The sequence below is a fragment of the Vibrio galatheae genome, from assembly GCF_000967545.1.
GTDB classification, from domain to species: domain Bacteria; phylum Pseudomonadota; class Gammaproteobacteria; order Enterobacterales; family Vibrionaceae; genus Vibrio; species Vibrio galatheae.
In genome coordinates this window covers 48669-71996 of sequence record NZ_JXXV01000036.1, presented here as the reverse complement: position 1 = coordinate 71996, position 23328 = coordinate 48669, and the positions used below count along the sequence as shown (strand labels likewise).

General features: G+C 45.2%; 17 protein-coding genes. 10 read left to right on the top strand and 7 right to left on the bottom strand.

From position 1 onward, the window contains the following. Positions 1-9: 9 nt before the first annotated feature. From TW81_RS17865 to nspC, 3 genes are all read left to right on the top strand, one after another. Entirely contained in the window at positions 10-2910 is a 2901-nt protein-coding gene (locus TW81_RS17865) for a pyridoxal phosphate-dependent class III aminotransferase (protein ID WP_045957101.1), read from the top strand. Positions 2911-2925: 15 nt separating this feature from the next. Then, a complete protein-coding gene (locus TW81_RS17860) occupies positions 2926-4179 on the top strand; it encodes a carboxynorspermidine synthase (RefSeq protein ID WP_045957100.1) in 1254 nt (417 codons plus the stop codon). Positions 4180-4293: 114 nt separating this feature from the next. After that, entirely contained in the window at positions 4294-5427 is a 1134-nt protein-coding gene (gene nspC, locus TW81_RS17855; protein WP_045957099.1) for a carboxynorspermidine decarboxylase, read from the top strand. Between the two features lie 57 nt (positions 5428-5484). On the opposite strand, the gene TW81_RS17850 is transcribed toward nspC, so the two are convergent. After that, positions 5485-5997: a glycine cleavage system transcriptional repressor gene (locus TW81_RS17850; protein WP_045957098.1), complete on the bottom strand. Its 513-nt coding sequence runs from the start codon at positions 5995-5997 to the stop codon at positions 5485-5487. 212 nt (positions 5998-6209) lie between these two features. After that, complete coding sequence (locus TW81_RS17845; RefSeq protein WP_045957097.1) at positions 6210-7106, bottom strand: DUF3943 domain-containing protein; 897 nt, start codon at positions 7104-7106, stop codon at positions 6210-6212. 177 nt (positions 7107-7283) lie between these two features. On the opposite strand from TW81_RS17845, the gene TW81_RS17840 reads away from it, so the two are divergent. Both TW81_RS17840 and TW81_RS17835 read left to right on the top strand, forming a co-directional pair. Then, positions 7284-8525 carry a CinA family nicotinamide mononucleotide deamidase-related protein gene (locus TW81_RS17840; protein ID WP_045957096.1) on the top strand — a complete coding sequence of 414 codons (1242 nt, stop codon included), beginning with the start codon at positions 7284-7286 and terminating at the stop codon, positions 8523-8525. Between the two features lie 244 nt (positions 8526-8769). Continuing rightward, a complete protein-coding gene (locus tag TW81_RS17835) occupies positions 8770-9015 on the top strand; it encodes a hypothetical protein (RefSeq protein WP_045957095.1) in 246 nt (81 codons plus the stop codon). A gap of 48 nt (positions 9016-9063) precedes the next feature. Here TW81_RS17835 and yfaE read toward each other — a convergent pair whose 3' ends face one another. The 4 genes from yfaE to ubiG form a co-directional block, all read right to left on the bottom strand. Beyond that, entirely contained in the window at positions 9064-9342 is a 279-nt protein-coding gene (gene yfaE / locus TW81_RS17830) for a class I ribonucleotide reductase maintenance protein YfaE (RefSeq protein ID WP_045957094.1), read from the bottom strand. After that, a complete protein-coding gene (nrdB, locus tag TW81_RS17825; protein ID WP_045957093.1) occupies positions 9342-10475 on the bottom strand; it encodes a class Ia ribonucleoside-diphosphate reductase subunit beta in 1134 nt (377 codons plus the stop codon). The genes yfaE and nrdB overlap by 1 nt, the downstream gene beginning before the upstream one ends. An 85-nt stretch (positions 10476-10560) precedes the next feature. Further along, positions 10561-12843: a class 1a ribonucleoside-diphosphate reductase subunit alpha gene (nrdA, locus tag TW81_RS17820; RefSeq protein WP_045957092.1), complete on the bottom strand. Its 2283-nt coding sequence runs from the start codon at positions 12841-12843 to the stop codon at positions 10561-10563. Positions 12844-13311: 468 nt separating this feature from the next. Further along, positions 13312-14019 carry a bifunctional 2-polyprenyl-6-hydroxyphenol methylase/3-demethylubiquinol 3-O-methyltransferase UbiG gene (gene ubiG / locus TW81_RS17815; protein ID WP_045957108.1) on the bottom strand — a complete coding sequence of 236 codons (708 nt, stop codon included), beginning with the start codon at positions 14017-14019 and terminating at the stop codon, positions 13312-13314. A 285-nt stretch (positions 14020-14304) separates the two neighbouring features. Here ubiG and gyrA point away from each other — a divergent pair, with 285 nt between their 5' ends. The 5 genes from gyrA (at position 14305) to TW81_RS17790 (ending at position 22089) form a co-directional block, all read left to right on the top strand. Next, positions 14305-16935 carry a DNA topoisomerase (ATP-hydrolyzing) subunit A gene (gyrA, locus tag TW81_RS17810; RefSeq protein ID WP_045957091.1) on the top strand — a complete coding sequence of 877 codons (2631 nt, stop codon included), beginning with the start codon at positions 14305-14307 and terminating at the stop codon, positions 16933-16935. Positions 16936-17149: 214 nt separating this feature from the next. Then, positions 17150-18916, top strand: a complete 1767-nt coding sequence (locus tag TW81_RS17805; RefSeq protein ID WP_045957090.1) for a putative bifunctional diguanylate cyclase/phosphodiesterase — start codon at positions 17150-17152, stop codon at positions 18914-18916. A gap of 76 nt (positions 18917-18992) precedes the next feature. Beyond that, on the top strand, positions 18993-19277 hold the full coding sequence (locus tag TW81_RS17800; protein ID WP_045957089.1) for a hypothetical protein: 285 nt from the start codon (positions 18993-18995) through the stop codon (positions 19275-19277). A gap of 149 nt (positions 19278-19426) precedes the next feature. Beyond that, positions 19427-21310 carry a methyl-accepting chemotaxis protein gene (locus TW81_RS17795; RefSeq protein WP_045957088.1) on the top strand — a complete coding sequence of 628 codons (1884 nt, stop codon included), beginning with the start codon at positions 19427-19429 and terminating at the stop codon, positions 21308-21310. A 383-nt stretch (positions 21311-21693) separates the two neighbouring features. After that, a complete protein-coding gene (locus TW81_RS17790) occupies positions 21694-22089 on the top strand; it encodes an EF-hand domain-containing protein (protein ID WP_239424409.1) in 396 nt (131 codons plus the stop codon). A gap of 69 nt (positions 22090-22158) precedes the next feature. Here TW81_RS17790 and TW81_RS17785 read toward each other — a convergent pair whose 3' ends face one another. Continuing rightward, complete coding sequence (locus TW81_RS17785; protein WP_045957087.1) at positions 22159-23262, bottom strand: phosphoribosylaminoimidazolesuccinocarboxamide synthase; 1104 nt, start codon at positions 23260-23262, stop codon at positions 22159-22161. Positions 23263-23328: the final 66 nt, after the last annotated feature.

Below are 23328 nucleotides of genomic sequence, written 5' to 3'. Positions count from 1 at the left end.
GATTATATTATGAGCACAGCCTTTGAAGCCGATACCATTGTGATTAACACAGCTATCGCTACTCCGTTTTCAACTCAAATTCCAGTACTGGAAGGAACTTACGATCTGACGCCGGATCAAATCCTTTTAGATCAAGAACAGCACGAATCTGAAGTGCGTTCATACCCACGTCGTCTGCCTATTGCGATTAAGCAAGCTTATGGTGCACTAGTCGAAGATACGCGCAGTCAGTTGTTTTTAGACTGTCTAGCTGGCGCGGGCACTTTGGCCCTTGGCTATAACCATCCAGAAATTAATCAAGCACTGAAAGAGCAATTGGACAGCGGTCTACCATATCAAACACTCGATATTGCGACCCAAGCGAAAACGCATTTCATTAAGACAGTAAAACACTTCTTACCAAGTGAACTTGCTGACAATTGCGTGATTCAGTTCTGTGGCCCATCGGGTGCCGATGCGGTTGAAGCGGCTATCAAGCTCGCCAAGCAAACAACAGGTCGCAACACCATGTTTGCTTTCCGCGGCGCATACCATGGCATGACTAACGGTACCATGGGCATGATGGGTAACCTAGGCACTAAAGCGCGTCGCACTGGCTTAATGTCAGATGTGCACTTTATGCCATTCCCATACAACCTCCGTTGTCCGTTTGGCCTTGGTGGTGACGAGGGCGCGAAAGCGAGCATTCGTTATATCGAACGTCTTCTAAACGATGATGAAGCGGGCATTATGAAGCCTGCAGCGATCGTCGTTGAGCCAGTGCAAGGTGAGGGCGGTGTTATCCCTGCACCAGCATTCTGGCTGCGTGAACTTCGTCGTATATGCGACGAGCATGGCATCCTACTGATCTTTGATGAGATTCAATGTGGTGTCGGTAAAACAGGCTACAACTTTGCTTTCGAAGAATCGGGCATCGTTCCCGATGTATTGTGTTTGTCTAAAGCGATCGGCGGCGGTATGCCAATGTCACTATTGGTGATCAACAAACAGCACGATACATGGAAGCCAGGTGAGCATACGGGTACGTTCCGTGGCAACCAACTCGCCATGGTATCTGGCGCTAAAGCACTTGAAATTATCGAGCGTGACAACCTAGTTGAACACGCAAATATCGCCGGTCAATACTTACGTCATGGCTTAGAAGCGATACAAAAGCGCGTAGACTGCATTGCAGAAGTTCGTGGTAAAGGCTTGATGCTAGGCGTAGAAATCCGTGAACCGGGCAGCGAACTCAACAAGTTTGGTGAGCCAGTTGCGGATGGCGACCTGACACTGAAAATTCAACGTGCTGCGCTAGAACGTGGCCTAATGGTTGAAAAAGGCGGTCGTGAAGGATCAGTTATTCGTTTCTTACCACCACTCATCATCTCTTTCGAGCAGATCGACTTTGCACTCCGCGTTCTGGAAGAAGCCATCCTAGTTGCAGGTGGCAACAAGGTTGATGCAGAGCACTTGAATGAGAGCTGGAAGCAGCACTTCATCCATACCGGTGAGATGGGCAGTGCTGAGTTTGCTAAAGTGATGAACCACACCACGGCAGCAATGAAATCAGTTTTTGAGCAAGTGAAAGCACCATACTCAGGTCTTGAGCCAAAGCTCTTAGAACATGCTATCAACGCGGTTGATCTAGATAATAAGAACGCACCACTGATTGATGTTATTGGTGAAACTGCGGACTTAGTCGCGAAGAACTCTATCTTTGTTCAACACCCAGACTGTATCGCACACCTACATACTCCACCGTTGATGCCAGCAGTGGCGGCAGAAGCCATGATCGCCGCATTGAACCAATCTATGGATTCATGGGACCAAGCCTCTTCTGCGACATACGTAGAGCAAAAAGTAGTGGATTGGCTATGTGATAAGTACGAGTTAGGCGATAAGTCGGACGGTATTTTTACTAGTGGTGGTACGCAAAGTAACCAAATGGGTCTAATGCTGGCTCGGGACTGGATTGCAGATAAGTTAAGCGGTCACTCAATTCAAAAGCTAGGCCTTCCTGACTACGCGGATAAGCTACGTATCGTATGTTCGAAAAAATCACACTTCACGGTGCAAAAATCGGCGTCTTGGATGGGACTGGGTGAAAAAGCAATTCTTGCAGTTGATGCCAATGCAGACGGCACGATGGATGTAAGCAAGCTAGACGCAGTGATTGAACAAGCGAAATCAGAAGGCTTAATCCCGTTTGCTATTGTTGGTACAGCAGGTACGACCGATCACGGTGCAATCGATGATTTGGATTTTATCGCGGATATGGCTCAAAAACATGCGATGTGGATGCATGTAGACGGTGCTTACGGTGGTGCACTGATTCTAAGTAGCCACAAAAACCGTCTGAAAGGCATAGAGCGCGCAGAGTCAGTGAGTGTCGACTTCCACAAACTGTTCTACCAAACAATCAGTTGTGGTGCGTTGCTTGTCAACGATAAAGCGAACTTCAAGTTCTTGCTTCACCATGCAGATTACTTGAACCGCGAACACGACGAACTACCAAACTTGGTAGACAAATCCATCGCGACGACCAAACGTTTTGACGCATTGAAAGTCTTTATGACGATGCAAAACGTCGGTCCAAGAACACTAGGGGCGATGTACGATCACTTGTTGGCTCAAACACAACAAGTTGCGGATCTCGTCCGTCACAGTGAAGGATTCGAGCTATTGGCTGAACCTGCGCTTTCTACGGTGTTGTTCCGTGCGGTTCGCCATGAAGCAGTGGATGTAGATGAGCTCAACAAAGCGCTGAGACTGGAAGCGTTGGTTCGCGGCGTAGCAGTACTTGGTGAAACGGTAGTGGACGGCAAATCCGCGCTGAAATTCACTATCCTAAACCCTTGTTTGAAGATTTCGGATTTCGAATCTTTACTTAATAAAATCAACACTCTAGCGGCTGAGCTAGTTAAATAAAGGTAACGAAAAACTATGGCAGTTCTACAGATTGGTGCAGGCGGCGTTGGCTGGGTAGTTGCACACAAAGCAGCTCAAAACAACGACGTACTGGGTGATATCACAATCGCATCACGTACTATTGGTAAGTGTGAGAAAATCATCGAGTCTATTCAGAAGAAAAACAATCTGAAAGACTCAACTAAGAAGCTAGACGCTCGAGCAGTAAATGCTGACGACGTAGATTCATTGGTTGCTCTAATTAAAGAAGTTCAGCCAGACCTAGTGATCAACGCGGGTCCTCCGTGGGTAAACATGCCAATCATGGAAGCGTGTTACCAAGCCAAAGTATCTTACTTAGATACGTCAGTGGCGGTTGACCTATGCAGCGAAGGCCAACAAGTACCACAAGCATACGACTGGCAATGGGGCTACCGTGAGAAGTTCGCGGAAGCGGGTATCACAGGTATCTTAGGTGCAGGCTTCGATCCGGGTGTAGTCTCTGTATTTGCAGCATACGCGGTGAAGCACTTGTTTGACGAAATCGATACAATCGACGTCATGGACGTGAATGCTGGCGACCACGGTAAGAAGTTTGCGACAAACTTTGACCCAGAAACCAACATGCTGGAAATCCAAGGCGACTCTTTCTACTGGGAAAATGGCGAGTGGAAACAAGTACCTTGTCACTCACGTATGCTTGAGTTTGATTTCCCGAACTGTGGTTCACACAAAGTGTACTCAATGGCACACGATGAAGTTCGTTCAATGAAAGAGTTCATCCCAGCCAAGCGTATTGAGTTCTGGATGGGTTTCGGTGACCGCTACCTAAACTACTTCAACGTAATGCGTGACATCGGTCTACTAAGCCCAGATCCGTTAACGCTACACGACGGCACAGTAGTACAGCCTCTACACGTATTGAAAGCACTACTACCAGATCCAACTTCACTTGCACCGGGTTACACTGGCCTAACCTGTATCGGTACTTGGGTTCAAGGTAAGAAAGACGGCGTTGAACGCAGCGTATTTATCTACAACAACGCTGACCACGAAGTGGCATACGAAGACGTAGAGCACCAAGCGATCTCTTACACTACTGGTGTACCAGCGATCACCGCAGCACTGCAATTCTTCCGCGGTAAGTGGGCAGATAAAGGCGTGTTCAACATGGAACAGCTAGACCCAGATCCGTTCCTAGAAACAATGCCTTCTATCGGTCTGGACTGGCACGTTCAGGAGTTGGAACCAAGTCAAGGCTTACCCGTTATCCACGAGCTTAAAAAATAACTAGTTAAACTCGGGCTAATCTTGAATTAATTAAAATCTAAGCCGATGCATCAGCGTCGGCTTTGTTCGGTTTTATAGTGCCTTCGTTTAGGCGAGGGAGCTTAAGGTATTTAAATGCAACACAACGAACTTAAAACTCCGTACTTCATGATCAATGAAGACAAGTTGATTGAGAACCTAGAGAAAGCGAAACAGCTGAAAGAAATCTCTGGTGTGAAGCTGGTGTTAGCACTGAAGTGTTTCTCAACTTGGGGTGTATTCGACATCATCAAACCCTACCTTGACGGTACGACAAGTTCGGGTCCATTTGAGGTAAAACTGGGTCATGAAACGTTTGGTGGCGAAACACACGCGTACAGCGTGGGCTACAGCGAAGATGACGTGCGCGAAGTCGCCGATATCTGTGATAAGATGATCTTTAACTCACAATCACAACTCGCTGCTTACCGCCATATCGTGGAAGGTAAAGCGTCGATTGGTCTTCGTTTGAATCCTGGTGTGAGTTACGCAGGCCAAGACTTAGCGAACCCAGCTCGTCAGTTTTCTCGTCTTGGTGTTCAGGCCGACCACATCAAACCAGAAGTCTTTGAAGGGATTGACGGTGTGATGTTCCACATGAACTGTGAGAACAAAGATGTAGATGCCTTTATCGGTTTACTTGATTCAATCTCTGAGCAGTTTGGTGAGTACCTAGATAAGCTGGATTGGGTGAGCATGGGCGGCGGTGTATTCTTCACATGGCCGGGTTATGACATCGAAAAGCTTGGCCTAGCGCTAAAAGCCTTTGCTGAAAAACACGGCGTGCAAATGTACCTAGAACCGGGTGAAGCGATCATTACCAAGACGACTGACCTAGTGGTCACAGTGGTTGATATCGTTGAGAACGTAAAGAAGACTGCGATTGTGGACTCAGCCACAGAAGCGCATCGCTTGGATACCCTGATCTACAACGAGCCTGCATCGATTCTAGAAGCGTCTGACAAAGGCGAGCACGAATACGTTATCGGTTCGTGTTCATGTCTTGCAGGAGACCAGTTCTGTGTGGCGAACTTCGAGCAGCCACTAGAAATTGGCCAACGTCTGCATATTCTTGATAGTGCGGGCTACACCATGGTGAAACTGAACTGGTTTAACGGTCTGCGTATGCCGTCGGTTTACTGTCAACGCTCAAGTGGCGAGATTCAAAAACTTAACGAGTTTGATTACTCAGACTTTAAACGCTCGCTGTCTCAGTGGTCAGTAGTGTAAATACGGATATAACAAACGAAAAAGAGGGCGGGTTAACGCTCTCTTTTCACGTCAGATTTAGCTTTCAACCAGTACTCGAGTATCTTCACTGAGTGATTCCAACTCATTCGCGACATCTTTAATATCGAGTTGATTTGGTAGTCTAATTGACAAGTTGGCAGTGAATAAACTTGAGCTAACGCCACCACCACCCGCAATGAATACGCGTTGGCAATCCATATCTAAAATACTAATGCCTTGTCCATCAAGTACGTGAGTGATCTCATTGACAATGCCAGCACGATCATTCGAGTCTAGCCTTAATTGATAAATTGCAGCGCCATCGTGCGCGTTGTGATCAGAATCAGAAATTTGAACCAATAAATCTGGGTGCGAAGTAAAGGCTTCTTTAACTAACTGTTCATTCGCGCTTGGTAACTCTACTTTAATCACCGCCGCAACTTGGTCTTCGATGAAATTAACTTTACTGATGAGCCATTTACCGCCATTTTCGTGCGTAATAGCGGCAAGTTGCTTGATGGTAGCGGGTGTTGCTTTACCCACAAAGTTAACAATAAACGTGCTGTTCATACCGGGCCTCCTAATACTAAGAAAGGCATGATCTTTTCACCAATGCGGTGACGAAAGACAATTGAATGCCTAACTTCAGTTTAGGATGGTGCTATAGGTTAGGTTTGACCTAAGTCAACTTTTGCCGCTAAATTGTTGTCGTCGTTAACGATCTTTTATAGCGAGCACAAAAAAAGCGATGTATGACATCGCTTTTTCATAAACCTTTGCAGTTAGAACGTTACTTTCATCTCGACGCCATAGAATACGCTGTCGTAACTTGCTCCGGCATCCATAGCGAACTTAGCTGCATCTTTGTTGCCAAACCATGGGTTACTACTGTATTGAAACTCCGCGCTGCCACCCCAAGCACCACTGACCCAACCGTGGATGTGACCAACAGGGTTGAGGAAAAATAGCGTTACATCGCCCATTGTTTCTGAGCCCCAGACTTCTCCACCAGATGTCACTATGCCTTGTTCTGCCTCAAACATCATCTCACCAACGATAGCGCCAAAGAATGGTGTGATAAAGATATCCTGCCATGAGGGAACTTCAGCGAAAGCTTCTACTCCGTATTCCCAGAAGAATGTCGACATGGTTGCTGAGTAAAGGAAAGATTCAAACTCGTTAAACCCAGCGTGTCTCGCCGCCGTGTAATAAACACCACCAAAATAGGGGTGCATGATGTAGTTTAAGAAGTGCTCGTCGCGATCCCAAGTAGGGCCAGAGGTAACATTGTCTTTCCATTTTGAACCTAAGCCGCTGAGGTCTCGGTCTTCTTCATCCCACTTAGTGATGGACTCGGGGAGAAGGGTCATTAATCCTACTGTCGCAACACTTAAACCCAAAATAGTGTAAGTTTGACCCATTAGATAGTCCCAATCTTTGCCATCGGAGATGGTAAGGTACTTAGGGAGGCCGGGTCCTTCGAGTTTTAGGTCATTTTCGGTTAAACCCAAAGAATAAGGGTCTTTGACATGAAATGAATAGGAGTTAACAAAAAGTGTCTCAGATTCAGCTTGATCTACATTGTACGAAAACTCAATATGCTGATTTGAATCATAAACATTGGCATTAGCACAGGCAGATGCTGACAATATTAAAGCTGAAATGCTTTTTCTGAACACGAAAAACTCCATATTTATAATTTTAATGATCAGGTTCACAATTATCTATCAAAGTCATAGGAATAGGAACCTGAAAATATCCCAAATAAGAAACTTAACTGTTTTTTGGCTCAATGCCATAATAAATAATAGTTAAACTCATAAAATGTGTGATGTTTTCCCACTAAGGATATCAAAATGTTAAAAATAGCAATGCTGAGTACGGGGGAAGAGGTTCTCCACGGCGAAATCATTGATACTAATGCTGCATGGCTATCACAAAGATTTTTTGAACAAGGCTTTAGCATCACAAAACGTGCCACTGTGGGTGATGAATTGTCGGCCTTGGTTGAAGAGCTGATGATGCTCAGTTTTAACTGCGACGTGGTTATCGTAAATGGTGGTTTGGGGCCGACAAGCGACGATCTCAGCGCACAAGCGGCGGCTCAGGCGGCGGATATCGAATTAGTCCTGTACCCAGAGTGGCTACAAAAGCTAGAAGCATTTTTCTCTGCCCGTGGGGTCACTATGCCAGAGAGCAACCGCAAACAGGCGATGTTGCCACAAGGCTCTGTTCTACTGGATAACCCTATCGGTACGGCTTGTGGTTTTAAAGTCAGTTTCAATGAGTGTGATTTCTATTTTACACCGGGTGTGCCAAGCGAATTCAAACTCATGGTAGAGCAGCAAGTTTTACCTGATCTTAAAAAAGTCCACCTCGAAGTGGTTGGTCAGGAGTGCAGTAAGCTCTATACGTTTGGTACGTCAGAGTCGGCGTTATCTGACAAGCTAGACAAAGTCCACCTTCCGGATGGCTACACACTGGGTTATCGCTCTTATCTTCCCTACATAGAGGTAAAACTCTTCGGGCCTAAAAACGATCTCGACAATAGAGTGAAGCTATTACAAATCATCTTCAATCTTATTGAAAGCAATGTGGTAAGTGTCGATGAATCGATGCAGGATCATGTCGCTTATCTAATTCATGAGCGTAAACAGTCGATTTCGACGGCAGAGCAATCGACTTATGGCTCTTTATCTCATTGGTTGCAATCCAAACAAGTCGCGGCCGAGTATTGTGGTCACGGCTGGGTATTGGGTGAGCGAGTTGCGGTAGGTGAAGATGGTGGAGACCCACTTGCTGCTGTGTTCGCTTTGGCTGGCGCCACCAAGGATAAGTGCGGTACAGATATTGCGATTGTAACAGGAAAAGTCACGGATAAGACCTTTTCGTTGGCTGTGGCTGCACCTGAAGGAGAATGGGGGCAAACCCTGAGCTTCAATCGAACTTACACACGTGAAGAGCGTACTTTAGTGATCACGACCGTCGCCGCTGATATGTTGCGCCGTTATCTAAGTGGTAAAACGATGTTTGTGCAGTACAGCTCGTTGACTCGTAGCAAAGAGATGTTTGTGCCACGTAGTGCTTTATCTGAATAAATATTCAATTAGGCTAGTCTGTGGTTTTTGTCAAATAGTGACAGAATGAGATCCTGTAATAAGTAAATGAAACTGTTTCTTATTACTTCTAGGCACTTTTATTATTTTTATATGCTTTATTCATATAAACCTTAACTGAATGATTTTTCATAGAAGAGAAAATTGTCTTAGATTTGCAACGTGCATTCGGCAAAATAAGCTTTAAACTGACAATTCGGGATTTCAATCGTTCAGGGAGGGTAGCATGTTTAATCAGTCCAAAATCCTTGTGTGGTATCAAGTGGCGAGTCAAAAAGTACTGCTAGGTGAGGCACTTAAGGGCAAGCATCAAGATGTGATCTCTCTGTGGTTACAAGCGCCAGAAGATATGCCAAGCCCAGACAGTTTAGGCTATCGTCTTTCGTTGTTTGATGATGGTGGTCGGCAGATTGGAGACAAGCCTGTTTCGATGCTAACGGCCGATGAATTTTTGTCAGGCATTCGTGCTTAGACAAAGAAAAAGACCAGCAATGTGCTGGTCTTTTTTGTTGTTGCATAACTATGCGCGTTTTTCTTTAAGCGAATAATTGACGCCTTCGACTTCAATATCGGTTTTCGCTTTGCAAATACACGGTAAGATTTCTCGGTCTTGTGTGTACGCCATGGCAAAACCAACGAACTCAACTTCACCGGAAAGCAGTTTACAGCGGCAAGCACCACAGTGACCATCTCGGCAGTTATATTCAGGCTCTAACCCCGCATTTTCCATCGTTTCTAGGATGGTATTTGATGGGTGTGACTGAACGGTTGTGATTCCGTTGATTTTGATACTTGGCATTACAGTTCGAAATCCTTGAAGTCGTCAGCACGTACGTCACTATCGATTTGACCGACTAAGTACGATGAGATTTCAGCTTCTTGTGGTGCAACCTGTACATTGTCTGAAGATAGCCATGCGTTGATCCAAGGGATTGGGTTCGACGTAGCGTCAGGGTATGCGGCACTTAAGCCCACGGCTTGCATTCGGATGTTAGTAATGTACTCAACATACTGACATAAGATGTCTTTGTTCAGGCCAATCATTGAGCCATCTTTGAACAGATATTCTGCCCACTCTTTTTCTTGCTCAGCAGCGGCTTTAAACAGGTCGAAACACTCTTGCTTACATTCTTCAGCAATCTGCATAAACGAAAAGTCATCCTGGCCATTACGCAGCAAGTTAATCATGTGCTGAGTACCAGTCAGGTGAAGTGCTTCATCACGCGCAATAAGCTTGATGATCTTCGCATTACCTTCCATCAGTTCACGCTCAGCGAACGCAAAAGAACAAGCAAAACTGACGTAGAAACGAATCGCTTCAAGCGCGTTGACTGACATTAAACAGACGTACAGTTTCTTTTTCAGATCGTGCAAAGTGATGCTAACTTCTTCACCATTGATCTGGTGCGTACCTTCGCCGTAACGGTGGTAATCGTTAGTCAGTTGAATCAGATCATCATAGTAGCGAGAGATGTCGTCAGCGCGTTTTAGAATATGCTCATTTTCAACGATATCGTCAAATACCAGACCTGGATCGTTAACAATATTACGGATGATGTGAGTGTACGAACGCGAGTGAATAGTCTCTGAGAAGGACCAAGTCTCAATCCATGTTTCTACTTCAGGTAGAGAAACAAGTGGTAATAGCGCGACGTTCGGGCTACGGCCTTGGATAGAGTCCAACAGTGTTTGGTACTTAAGGTTAGAGATGAAAATATGCTTTTCATGATCTGGCAGTTTGTTGTAGTCGATGCGATCGCTTGATACGTCGACTTCCTCTGGACGCCAGAAGAAAGAGAGTTGTTTTTCGATCAGTTTTTCAAAAATCTCAAACTTTTGCTGGTCATAACGAGCAACATTTACAGATTGGCCCAAGAACATTGGTTCTTTGAGTTGATCGTTTTTGTTTCGGTTAAAAGTACTGTAAGCCATGGTGCCTCAATTCCTTTTAAGCCCCTCGTTTAACGAAGGGCGAATAATTTGTTAAGCCTTGATAGCCCATAAAAAGGGCTATGGTTTAAATCTTACAACCGCCGCCTGCGCAGTCGTCGTCTTGTGGTTGCACTGCGTCTTTTTGATCGTCACTCGCACCATCACGTGTATTGTGATAGTAAAGCGTCTTCACGCCAAATTTGTATGCAGTCAGCAGATCTTGTAGCAGTTTCTTCATTGGTACTTTGCCGCTGTCGAAACGCGTTGGATCGTAGTTGGTATTGGCTGAAATCGCTTGGTCGACAAATTTCTGCATAATACCCACTAAGTGCAAGTAACCATCATTTGAACCAATATTCCATAGCAGTTCGTAGTTGTTTTTGTACTCTAGGAAGTCTGGCACAACTTGCTTAAGGATACCGTCTTTAGACGCTTTCACAGACACGTAGCCGCGTGGTGGCTCAATACCGTTAGTTGCGTTAGAGATCTGAGAAGAAGTCTCAGATGGCATTAGCGCTGTAAGGGTAGAGTTGCGTAGGCCGTGCTCCATGATTTCTTCACGTAGGCTGTCCCAGTCATAGTGCAGTTCTTCATCACAAATCAGATCGACATCTTTTTTGTAGGTGTCGATTGGTAGCAAGCCTTTCGCGTAGTTCGTTTCGTGGAAAGAAGGGCATTTACCTTGTTCTTTTGCCAGTGCAACAGATGCTTTGAGCAAGTAGTATTGCATTGCTTCAAACGTACGGTGAGTCAGACCGTTTGCGCTACCGTCGGAATATTTAACACCGTTCTTCGCTAGGTAGTAAGCGTAGTTGATAACACCAACACCCAGAGTACGGCGGTTCATCGTTGACTTGCGTGCTGCTGGCAGCGGGTAGTCTTGGTAGTCCAATAGGGCATCGAGCGCACGAACAACAAGATCAGATAGCTCTTCAAAATCGTCCAGTGACTTAATAGAACCAAGGTTAAACGCAGAAAGTGTACATAGTGCAATCTCACCCGAGTCATCTTCAACATTGGTAAGCGGCTTAGTTGGCAGCGCGATTTCCAAACATAAGTTAGATTGACGAACCGGAGCAACCTCAGAATCAAATGGGCTGTGTGTATTACAGTGGTCAACGTTCTGGATATAAATACGACCAGTAGAAGCACGCTCCTGCATCAAGATAGAGAACATCTCGATAGCTTTAACGGTCTCTTTCTTAATTGAGGGATCATTTTCGTATTTGACGTATAGACGCTCAAACTCATCTTGGTTCTCGAAGAACGCATCGTATAGGCCCGGAACATCAGAAGGAGAGAACAACGTAATGTTGCCACCTTCAACTAAGCGCTGGTACATCAGGCGGTTTAACTGTACGCCGTAGTCCATGTGACGTACACGGTTCTCTTCAACACCACGGTTGTTCTTCAGTACCATTAGCGCTTGAGATTCACCATGCCACAACGGGTAGAAAACGGTTGCAGCACCGCCACGAACACCACCTTGTGAACAGCATTTAACCGCAGTCTGGAAGTATTTGTAGAATGGAATACAGCCTGTATGGAACGCTTCGCCACCACGGATCTCTGAGCCTAGAGCGCGAATGCGACCTGCGTTAATACCAATACCTGCACGTTGAGAAACGTAACGAACGATAGAGCTCGCTGTTGCGTTGATAGAATCTAGACTATCGCCACACTCAATTAGGACACAAGAACTGAACTGACGAGTAGGCGTACGTACGCCAGACATGATCGGCGTAGGTAGGGAAATCTTAAATGTCGAAGTCGCATCGTAGAAACGCTTGATGTAGTCAAGACGTGTCTCTTTCGGGTATTTCGCGAAAAGGCAAGCAGCGACTAAGATGTATAGGAACTGAGCACTTTCGTAGATTTGACCAGAAACACGGTTCTGTACAAAGTACTTACCTTCAAGCTGCTTAACGGCTGCATAAGAAAAATCAAGATCGCGCTTGTGGTCGATGTAGTTATCCAGTTCATCAAGTTCTGCTTTGCTATAGTCTTCCAGAATGTGCTTATCGTACTTACCCATGTCAACTAAGCGTGCAACGTGATCATACAGCGCTGGTGGCTCATATTGATCGTAGGCTTTTTTACGTAGATGGAATACAGCCAAACGCGCAGCCAGATATTGGTAATCAGGCGTCTCTTCAGAGATCAAATCGGCTGCTGACTTGATGATAGTCTCATGGATATCTGAGGTCGTAATACCATCATAGAACTGAATGTGAGCGCGCAGTTCTACCTGAGATACAGAGACGTTGTCTAGGCCTTCTGCAGCCCATGTGATAACGCGATGGATCTTTTCGAGATCGATGCTTTCTTTACGTCCATTACGCTTAGTAACGGTAAGTTGTTGGTTCATTCTGCTTCATTTCCCTAACAAAACTGATAAAAGCCGTATTTTTGTGTAATTCTTGTAAAAATCGTTCCGGCTTTGTGATCAAAGTCTATCTATATATTGTAGTGCAAACACAACATATAGGGGTGCATGTGGATGCGGATTACAAGATAGTGCTATCGACGTGGTATTTCAAGTTGGAGATCTTGGATGACTTGTGGATAACTAACAAAAATAAAAAAAACAGTAAGTGTCTACTAACCGATGAGGTAAGAGCAGCTAAGATTGCAATAAATTACCGTTTTTAGATCGGTTTATTCGTAACCATAAACAAAAAAAAATTCCTTGATCTTTGGTCAAAGTTGTCGTTGTTTTTTATCCTGATTGTTTTGGAAGCAAAGCGGCAAAAAATGCCTCAAAAGTCGCAAAAAAAAGCGATTTGCTTGCGCAATCGCCTCATTCGTGAACACCACATCTAGTCTGTGATAAGTGTTAAAATTTTTGCGTGTGAACGATGTAATTTACATCAACATTTGTGCCTAACTTATAGGTATCGGTGAGCGGGTTGTACAGCAAGCCAGTGATACCGGTTTCGGTTAGGTCTGTCTGGTCGATCATCTTGATAAGTTCAGCCGGTCGAATAAACTTGTCGTGATCGTGTGTGCCTTCTGGAACAATCTTCAGTAGCTTCTCTGCACCAACGATAGCAAATAAGTAAGACTTAAAGTTGCGATTTAGGGTGGAAAAGAATACATGCCCACCAGGCTTGACCAAAGCGGCGCAAGAACGAATCACCGATAAAGGGTCTGGCACGTGTTCGAGCATCTCCATACAGGTGACAACATCGTATTTAGCGGCGTTGTCTACCGCGTGATCTTCAATCGTGCTTTGAATGTAGGTCAACTTGGTTCCTGTCTCTAGCGCGTGCAACCTTGCGACTTCAAGCGGCTCTTTACCCATATCCAGACCCGTAACCACAGCGCCTTCTTTAGCCATGCTTTCCGCTAAGATGCCGCCACCACAACCGACGTCGAGTACTTGCTTGCCGAATAGGCCGTCGCAGTTATCTAACACATAGTTAAGACGCAGTGGGTTAATCTGATGCAGAGGTTTGAATTCGCCTTCTAAATCCCACCAGCGTGAGGCCATGTCCTCAAACTTCTTAATTTCATTCGGATCGACATTTTGTGATTGGGTCATAACAACTCTATAAATTAAACCGCTTGCTTGATTGGAAGGCATTATACCGCTTAACGGAGAACACTCCATAGAGCCGATCACTTTTCTCGCTGTGTGAACAAAATATAACCATTTATCAGCGAGATATCAGGGGAGTGTGCAATTTCTCGGCGTTTGATTCACAACCAAGCTCACAACCTGATAAAAGGAGAGGGAAAGTAATGCCGAACCACTGAAATGTATGTTATATTTTTGCACCTTAAGCGTATTGTACATACGATCTATAAATAGAGGGATAATGGCTCTATGAGCGATCTAGCGAAAGAGATCACGCCCGTAAACATTGAAGATGAGCTTCGAGGTTCATATCTAGACTACGCGATGTCAGTTATCGTTGGTCGTGCTCTTCCAGATGTGCGTGATGGCCTAAAGCCTGTACACCGCCGCGTATTATTCGCGATGAACGTACTAGGTAATGATTGGAATAAACCATATAAAAAATCTGCCCGTGTTGTTGGCGACGTAATCGGTAAGTATCACCCACACGGTGATAGTGCTGTGTACGATACAATCGTCCGTATGGCTCAACCGTTCTCACTTCGTTACATGCTGGTCGACGGTCAAGGTAACTTCGGTTCGATCGATGGTGACTCAGCGGCGGCAATGCGTTATACCGAAGTTCGCATGGCGAAAATCGCTCACGAACTTTTGGCTGATCTAGATAAAGAAACCGTAGATTACGTGCCAAACTACGACGGCACAGAACAAATCCCAGCGGTTCTACCAACTAAAATTCCTAACCTATTGGTCAACGGTGCTTCAGGTATCGCAGTAGGTATGGCAACCAACATACCTCCGCACAACCTGACTGAGGTTATCGATGGTTGCTTGGCATACATCAATAACGAAGAAATCACTATTGATGAGCTAATGGACTACATTCCTGGTCCTGACTTCCCAACCGCAGCACTCATTAGCGGCCGAAAAGGCATTGTCGATGCTTATAAAACCGGGCGTGGTAAGATTTACATGCGCTCAAAGGCGGAAGTCGAAGCGGATAAGAACGGCAAAGAAACGATCATCGTTACTGAGATCCCTTACCAAGTTAACAAAGCTCGCCTTATCGAAAAGATTGCTGAGCTGGTTAAAGACAAAAAGGTTGAGGGTATCAGTGCGCTACGTGACGAATCTGACAAAGATGGTATGCGTATCGTTATCGAATGTAAGCGTGATGCAGTTGGCGAAGTGGTTCTAAACAACCTGTACGCGAATACCCAGCTTCAGACGACATTCGGCATCAACATGGTGGCGCTGAACAACGGTCAGCCACAGTTGTTCAACTTGAAAGACATGCTGAAGTGCTTCGTTGATCACCGTCGTGAAGTCGTAACACGTCGTACTATCTTCGAATTGAAGAAAGCACGAGATCGTGCTCATATCCTTGAAGCCCTAGCACTTGCTCTTGCTAATATCGATGAAATTATTGAACTGATTCGTAATGCAGCGACTCCTGCAGAAGCCAAAGCGGGCTTAGTGGCTCGTGGTTGGGATCTCGGTAATGTCGCGGCAATGCTTGAGAGCGCAGGTACTGATGCGGCTCGTCCAGACTGGTTAGAAGAGCAGTATGGTATCCGTGACGGTCAATACTTCCTGACTGAAACTCAAGCGCAAGCAATTCTTGACCTACGCCTACACAAGCTAACTGGTCTAGAACACGAGAAGATCCTCGACGAATACAAAGCACTGTTAGACGAAATCAAAGAACTCATGCACATACTTGCAAGCACTGAGCGCTTGATGGAAGTCATTACTGAAGAACTTGAGCTAGTTCGAGATAGCTTTGGTGATGCTCGTCGTACTGAGATCACGGCAGCAAGCCATGATATCGATATGGAAGAGCTGATTGCTCGCGAAGACGTTGTAGTGACGCTTTCTCACGAAGGTTACGTGAAGTATCAAATCCTAAGCGATTACGAGGCGCAGCGTCGTGGTGGTAAAGGTAAGAGTGCGACTAAGATGAAAGATGAAGACTACATTGAACGTCTTCTTGTCGCGAATACTCACGATAACATTTTGTGCTTCTCAACGCGCGGTAAGACTTACCGTCTGAAAGTTTATCAATTGCCGCTAGCCAGCCGTACTGCTCGTGGTAAGCCTATTGTCAATATTCTTCCGCTTGAAGATGGTGAACGTATTACAGCGATTCTTCCTGTTGAAGAATTCTCTGAAGATAAGTTCATCTTCATGGCGACTGGTGATGGAACGGTTAAGAAAACACCTCTGACACAGTTTGCGAACGTACGTTCAAACGGCCTAATTGCGGTTAACCTACGAGATGACGACTCACTGATTGGTGTTGATATCACGAACGGTGAAAGCGACATTATGCTGTTCTCGAAAGCGGGTAAAGTGGTTCGCTTTGCAGAAGATAAAGTACGCGCAATGGGGCGTACAGCGGCAGGTGTTCGCGGTATGAAACTTGCCGATGACGATCAAGTAGTATCACTGATTGTTCCTGCTAACGAAGGCGATATCCTAACCGTGACACAAAACGGATACGGTAAGCGTACTGAACTAGCAGAATACCCAACCAAAGGTCGTGCAACGCAAGGTGTTGTCTCGATCAAGGTTTCGGAACGTAACGGTCCAGTTGTTGGTGCGGTTCAAGTAGAAGAAGGCGACGAGATGATGATGATCACCGACGCTGGTACTCTAGTTCGTACGCGTGTTTCTGAAGTAAGCCAAGTAGGCCGTAACACGCAAGGTGTGACTCTAATCCGTACAGCAGAAGATGAAAACGTTGTTGGTCTACAGCGTATCGATGAAGTTGAAGAAGTTGAGTTAGCCGAAGGTGAAGATGCGCCAGAAGGTGAGGCAGCGCCAGCGGCTGAACCTGACGTGACGACACCAAGCGGAAGTGACGATACTGAAGAGTAATCGAGATTAATCGTTAAAAATGCCAGACTTTGAGCCTGGCATTTTTTTTTGTCTTAGATCCAAATCAATCATCATACTAATTGCTAACTGCGAATGATGGGATAAAGTTGAATAATAAGTAGTCACCATTTAGTGGTATTACAGTCGGATTCGAGTCCTTGTATACTGATTTAACATTTGGTGTCGCATTTATTTAACGTTTCTGAGGTAAAGAGTGCAGACAGAGAAAGTATTTAAAATCGCCCATGTCGGCTTGAGACTGTTCTTTTTTATCTCTATCGCCATTATTTCGCATGCCTTGCTCACCGAATATCAGTCAGTAAGGTGGCTCTATCTATTGTTTCCAGTTTTACTGACTGCTGCTTACCTTGCCACCAATCTAAATATAAAAAAATACAGCGCTATTCTGTCGTTAGTCGTTCTATTTGCGGGTTGTTTGATAGAACCTTGGGAGTTAGATGCGATAGAAGAAAGTTTTCTCATGCTTCCGCTGTGCTACATCATACTTTTTCCCGGCTCGCTGTGGCCGATTGCGGTGGGTTTTTTGTTAGTCGCCAGCTACTTGATCGATTTACCCCCAGAAGAGTTCAGTGAATTTTTTGAAGATGCAGTCGAAGTTGTGTTCATTACGATTTTCGCGACGGTGATGACATATTTCCAACAAATTGCCAAAGTGCAATCATACCGCTATAAAAAGGCCAGCCTCACTGACCACCTAACCAAGGTGCCTAACAGAAAGTCATTCTTCGCTCGTCTTAAGCTCGTCGAGAAAGAAGAACCAAAAGAAGGTGAGGAGTACGCGGTTATTCAGATCGGCTTAGATAGCTTGAAAGGGGTGAACGATAATTTAGGCTATGGTTATGGAGACGAATTGCTAAAGAATTTCGCTCAGCATATTAAAAGTGTTGTGGCGCAAGATGGTGAAGTATACCGCCTTGGGGGAGATGAACTGGTGATTCTTATTCCTTGCCGCGACACAGACCTATATCCACTGACAAGAATTATTGAAGATCTCGAAGGCGACTATGACTCAGTGTGCCATATCCATAGCACGTCCCATAGCTTACGTTATTGTGGTGGCGTTGCCTTACTTAAGGATGCCCATCACAATGTAAAAGTGTGGGGGAAAAATGCGGACGCAGCGGTTGCCAAAGCTAAACATCATCGTGACGGTAAGATCTACTGGTATGACGACGAGTTAATGGACGCCACCATTCGGCTGCATCAGGTTGAAGTCGAGTTGGAATTTGCGTTAGAGAGAGCGCAATTCTATCTCGAGTATCAGCCGAAACTCGACGTCAACTCTGGCGCATTGGTTGGGGCAGAAGCTCTTATTCGCTGGCGTCATCCAGATTTAGGTGTTGTTCCACCGAATGACTTTATTGCGATTGCCGAAAAAACCGCACAAATTATCCCCATTGGGCGCTGGGTGTTACAACAAGCGATTCAAGAGGCGGCAATTTGGTATCAACGAGGTAACAATGTTGTGGTGTCAGTCAATGTTTCCAGCGTGCAATTTTGCCACGATGATATCTATCCCTATATTGAACAAACACTTAAGCAGTTCGCATTACCTGCGCAATATCTCCAGCTCGAAATTACTGAAACGGTTTTAATGGAGAAGCACTCAAAGGTTGCAGAGGTATGTGCCAAGCTTCGTCAGATGGGGGTTTCGGTCGCGATTGATGACTTTGGCGTCGAATACTCTTCGTTAAACTACCTGAAGCAACTGCCTATCGATGTACTTAAGATAGATAAGTCATTTATCGATGATTGTGTTGAAAATAAAACCGACCACATGATCGTTCGAACCATTATTCAGATGGGGCAAAACTTAGGCAAGACTGTCATTGCGGAAGGGGTTGAAACAGAACAGCAATTGGCGATACTGCACCAAGAGCAATGCCATCATTTCCAAGGGTATCTGTTTTCAAAACCTCTTCCTGCGAGTGAGTTCAGGGTTTTGCTTCCCCATACCTAAACGCTGCTTCAATCCAACATTTAAGAAAGTAACTTAGATAAAGTGAAGTCCCTCTTCAGCGAACGAGAGATTGATTATGGGTTACGATACGCCGATGGCGATTTCTGGCTATCTTGGTGCTTTACTCGTCATTATGCTTGTTTATCCTTTCCTGTTGGTCGCAATTAACATTGCGATTTACTCACCAAGTAAGCGAAAAAGAGCTACCACATGGTTCAATTTTGCGTCTGCTACTATCGCACTTATCCTGCTTGTTTTTCATATGCAGACAGAAGTTATTTTTGGCAAAGAGTTACTGGATCAATATTATCGAGATAATCCCCCTTCAACGGTTAGTGAAGTAAAAAACGCTGAAAAATGAAACATGGTGACATTGCGCTGACGTCAAGAAAATACCGTTTTAACAATGACTTAACTTGCACAAATTTCTAGCGAATATTGCGTGCATATGACTTAGTTTGACTATAAACTTTGCAACTTCTGTCTGTTCCACAACCTCTACTATTAAATATGAAATTATCATTAAAACAAAAACTTATTGGCGCAAGCTTATTTGCTGTCGTGCTTATGGCAAGTGTTCTTACTTGGTTGTCTGCCGACCAACTTAACCATCAAACGAAAGCAGGTGTATCAGCTCGCGCAGAAAGTGTTGCAACGACCGCGGCTGCAGGGATTAAAGACTGGATCACTATCCGCAAAGATATCGCCACAGCGTTTAACGATTACAGCGAAGAACCGAATATTGTCGCCTTTCTCCAACAAGCGAGAAAAGCTGGCGGTTTTGACGATATCTTTCTAGGTACACCTCAAGGTGATATGTATCGTTCGCACCCAGAGCGCAACCGAGCCGATTACGACCCACGAGTTCGCCCTTGGTATATAGATGCGAATAAGGCTGGTCAGCAAATCATCACTACCGCATACCAAGATGCGATCACCAACGCGTTGCTTGTAACGATTGCAGAGCCAATCCGCACGAATGGCAAATTGGTGGGTGTGGTTGGCGCTGACGTATTAATCGACCAGCTCATCACCGATGTAATCAACTTAGACGCGGGGAAAAATGCCTCGGCGATGCTAATTGATGCACAGAATGCCACATTTCTTGCGCACGCTGATAAATCCTTGTCTCTAAAACCCGTGACAACATTGTCAAAGCAGCTAACGTTAGAGACGATTGAACACGCGGCTGATACAGGCTCGATTTTAACTATTGAGCGTAACGGTCAAGAAAAACTCTATTTCTTCAGCAAAGTACCAGAGACCGAATGGATTTTTGCAATTGAAATGGATCGTGCAACTGAACAAGCGGCTCATGCCGAATTGCTACAAAGCCTGATTTTGACAGCGTTAGTGATCACCTTAATTGTTATTGCTCTTGTTTCTTGGTTGGTGAACTTTCTATTCCGAGATCTCGTTCGTGTCTCTGATGCATTGGAGGAAATTGCATCAGGAGAAGGTGACCTAACACAACGTCTAGAACCACGCAGTGAAGATGAGGTTGGCCAATTGGCGAAGAACTTCAATACCTTTGTCGGCAATATGCACACAATGGTATCTAAGTTGAGCCTAGTGTCAGCATCATTGACTGAGCAATCGAAACAAACAGCTCAGCAAGCTGAAGCGCGAAGTGCACGTATTCGTCTACAGCAAGATGAAATCAACATGGTGGCAACTGCAATTAACGAGATGGCGGCTGCGACCCAAGAAATCGCAGGCAACGCTGATAATACTGCGCAAAATTCGACAGAAGCGGTGACAGCGTGTGTGCATGGTGGTGAGCAAGTTATCCAAACGCAAACATCGATCCAGAATCTCGCCACGGAAGTTCAAGTTGCGACACACGTGATTCAAGAGCTCGAAGTACACGGTAATAGCATCAGCACTATCTTGTCGACAATTCAGGATATTGCTGAGCAAACTAACTTGCTAGCATTGAACGCTGCGATTGAAGCCGCGCGTGCTGGAGAGCAGGGCAGGGGCTTTGCTGTGGTTGCGGATGAAGTACGTGTCTTAAGCCAACGTACTCATGCTTCAACACAAGAAATCCAGCAGATGATTGAGACGTTGCAAGGAACAACAGGTAAAGCCGTTAACTTAATGGGTGATAGCCGCCAACTTGCGGATACCAGTGTTTCTGACGCAGATTCCGCAGCTGTCAGTTTGACGCAAATTCAAACTGCTGTAGAGCGTATCAGTGATATGGCGACTCAAATTGCGTCAGCAGCGGAAGAGCAAGCCTCTGTAACTTCTGAGATCACGCGCAATACCGTCGGTATACGTGATGTCTCAAATGAGCTGGCCGATGAAGCACATGACGCGGCTAAACAGGCCGTCCAGTTGTCTGAACTTTCGCATGAATTGGAACAAGAGATTAAGCGCTTTAAGTTGTAATCTCTTCATCGAAATAACCCCGAGCCATCGGGGTTTTTTATTCGCAATTCATCACTATATGACAGGTAGCGCTTGTATGCTGGGTATCTTTTGATCATTTAATTGACACTCAACATTGAATCAATGTCACTGGTTATGTTTGGGTTGTGAAAGGGGCGTGACAATCTTTTGTCAGAATATCGCTTGGGGGTGTTTGCTTCGGGCAAAACAATCCAGTTCCGCTAAACTTTTATTGTCAACTAAAGTAGGAGTGGAACATGAACAAGCTAGTTAATGTGATCGCGGTAATGCTCGCGCTAATGATTTCTACGGCTTACGCAGAAGAGGAAGAGGGCTGAGAGGCTACAAACAATCGTACCAAAAAAGCGCCAAGTATCTCAGAAATGGATACCGATGGAGACGGAAAAGCTTCGCTTGAGGAGTTCAACCAGTTTCGCAAAGGCGGTGATGATAACGATGAGGTAACTACCCAAGATCTCGATAACGACGACTCAATGGCAGGCAAGGCCAAATTAAGTGCCTTTGCTTCATTCGACAAAGACAAAGATGGCTTTGTTACTCAAGAAGAGTTGAACGCGTACGCTAAGTACTCGAATCCTGGTAACGGGACTGGTGAATTGAAGGCGATGAGATTCGCACAAGACGAGACGACTAACGCTATGTCCACTAAAAGCCAAGGCAAACAAGGCAGCGAAAATAAGGGCAATAAGGGTGGCGGTAATCGTGGTGGTGGTAAAAGTGGCGGCGGAAACGGCAACAAGGGTGGTAAAGACAAGTAGTTTCATTAGTTGAAAAACGCCTTGATTACTTTCAGGGCGTTATCTTTTTCGAGATTTGCTAGCAAGTCACTAATCAATCAGTCCGTAATCGCGACTTAAAATGTCGATGATCTCTTGCTTCGGATTATCACTGAGGTGAATCTTATTGCCAGTAATTTTCTCTGCAATGCCTAAGTAGGTTGTTGAAATATCCATCAGTGCTTCTAAAGGTAAATCATTGTCTCTGGCGAGAGCTTCACGCTCATCCATGCGTGATTTGTTGAGCAGAATATCTGGGTCAGGGAAGTGGTTAAGCAAAAATTGACGGAACCCCTCTTTGGAGTTTTCAACGATGCTACCTTGGTCGTACTCGTTCTCATCCCATATCCGTGACGAATCCGGTGTACCGACTTCATCCATATAAATCAGCTTTTCATTTCCAGCCGCATCGTGCACGTAACCAAACTCAAATTTAGTATCAACGAAAATTTGCGAGATTTCTGCCAGTGCGTTGCTGATGACGACAAAGCCTTCACGGAGCAATTTCTCATATTGAGAGACATCTTCAGCCTTAGAGAAATTGAACGCGGCGAAATTGTCTACAATGTTTTGACGGGTGATGTTGACATCGTCAGCTTCAGGTACGCTTGGAATACCTTTTAAAATGCCTTTTGTTGACGGTGTCATGAGTAACTCAGGTAAAGGTTTATCTTTTTCGAGTCCTTCTGGCAGTTCAATACCACAGAACTCACGTTCACCTTTCTCGTAGGCGCGCCACATTGACCCCGTGATGTATTGGCGGCAAATTGCTTCAACCATGATCGGTTTGGCTTTTTGCACTATCCATACAAATGGGTGCGGAATATCAAGAATGTGACTGTCAGCCAATCCGTTGTCTTTGAATAGCTTAAACCAGTGATTAGAGATGGCATTGAGCGCAGCACCTTTACCAGGAACCCCCTTTAATCCGCCTTCGGCGTGCCAAATGCAATCAAACGCAGAAATACGATCACTGATGACCATAATCGCTAATGGTGCATCAGGAGCAACATCGTAGCCTTTTTCTTGGATAAGACGCTTACTGTCTTGCTCTGTTAGCCAATAAACAGAGCGGACTTTACCGCTATGCACGGGTTTATCGGTACGAATTGGAAGATCATCGTTAACAGCGAGAACTTGATCAGCGAGACTCATTTTGACATTCCTATACTTTAGCAACAGGGGAATTATCTAAGCAGATAATTCATTTGCAACGCATAA

What these genes read in the sequence shown, in the direction of transcription:
- ubiG (WP_045957108.1), bottom strand. Translation starts at nt 14,019, where the DNA reads ATGACCCAATCACAAAATGTCGATCCGAATGAAATTAAGAAGTTTGAG.
- TW81_RS17850 (WP_045957098.1), bottom strand. Translation starts at nt 5,997, where the DNA reads ATGAACAGCACGTTTATTGTTAACTTTGTGGGTAAAGCAACACCCGCT.
- TW81_RS17835 (WP_045957095.1), top strand. Translation starts at nt 8,770, where the DNA reads ATGTTTAATCAGTCCAAAATCCTTGTGTGGTATCAAGTGGCGAGTCAA.
- TW81_RS17840 (WP_045957096.1), top strand. Translation starts at nt 7,284, where the DNA reads ATGTTAAAAATAGCAATGCTGAGTACGGGGGAAGAGGTTCTCCACGGC.
- TW81_RS17800 (WP_045957089.1), top strand. Translation starts at nt 18,993, where the DNA reads ATGGGTTACGATACGCCGATGGCGATTTCTGGCTATCTTGGTGCTTTA.
- nrdA (WP_045957092.1), bottom strand. Translation starts at nt 12,843, where the DNA reads ATGAACCAACAACTTACCGTTACTAAGCGTAATGGACGTAAAGAAAGC.
- nrdB (WP_045957093.1), bottom strand. Translation starts at nt 10,475, where the DNA reads ATGGCTTACAGTACTTTTAACCGAAACAAAAACGATCAACTCAAAGAA.
- TW81_RS17790 (WP_239424409.1), top strand. Translation starts at nt 21,694, where the DNA reads ATGGATACCGATGGAGACGGAAAAGCTTCGCTTGAGGAGTTCAACCAG.
- yfaE (WP_045957094.1), bottom strand. Translation starts at nt 9,342, where the DNA reads ATGCCAAGTATCAAAATCAACGGAATCACAACCGTTCAGTCACACCCA.
- TW81_RS17785 (WP_045957087.1), bottom strand. Translation starts at nt 23,262, where the DNA reads ATGAGTCTCGCTGATCAAGTTCTCGCTGTTAACGATGATCTTCCAATT.
- TW81_RS17865 (WP_045957101.1), top strand. Translation starts at nt 10, where the DNA reads ATGAGCACAGCCTTTGAAGCCGATACCATTGTGATTAACACAGCTATC.
- gyrA (WP_045957091.1), top strand. Translation starts at nt 14,305, where the DNA reads ATGAGCGATCTAGCGAAAGAGATCACGCCCGTAAACATTGAAGATGAG.
- TW81_RS17795 (WP_045957088.1), top strand. Translation starts at nt 19,427, where the DNA reads ATGAAATTATCATTAAAACAAAAACTTATTGGCGCAAGCTTATTTGCT.
- TW81_RS17860 (WP_045957100.1), top strand. Translation starts at nt 2,926, where the DNA reads ATGGCAGTTCTACAGATTGGTGCAGGCGGCGTTGGCTGGGTAGTTGCA.
- nspC (WP_045957099.1), top strand. Translation starts at nt 4,294, where the DNA reads ATGCAACACAACGAACTTAAAACTCCGTACTTCATGATCAATGAAGAC.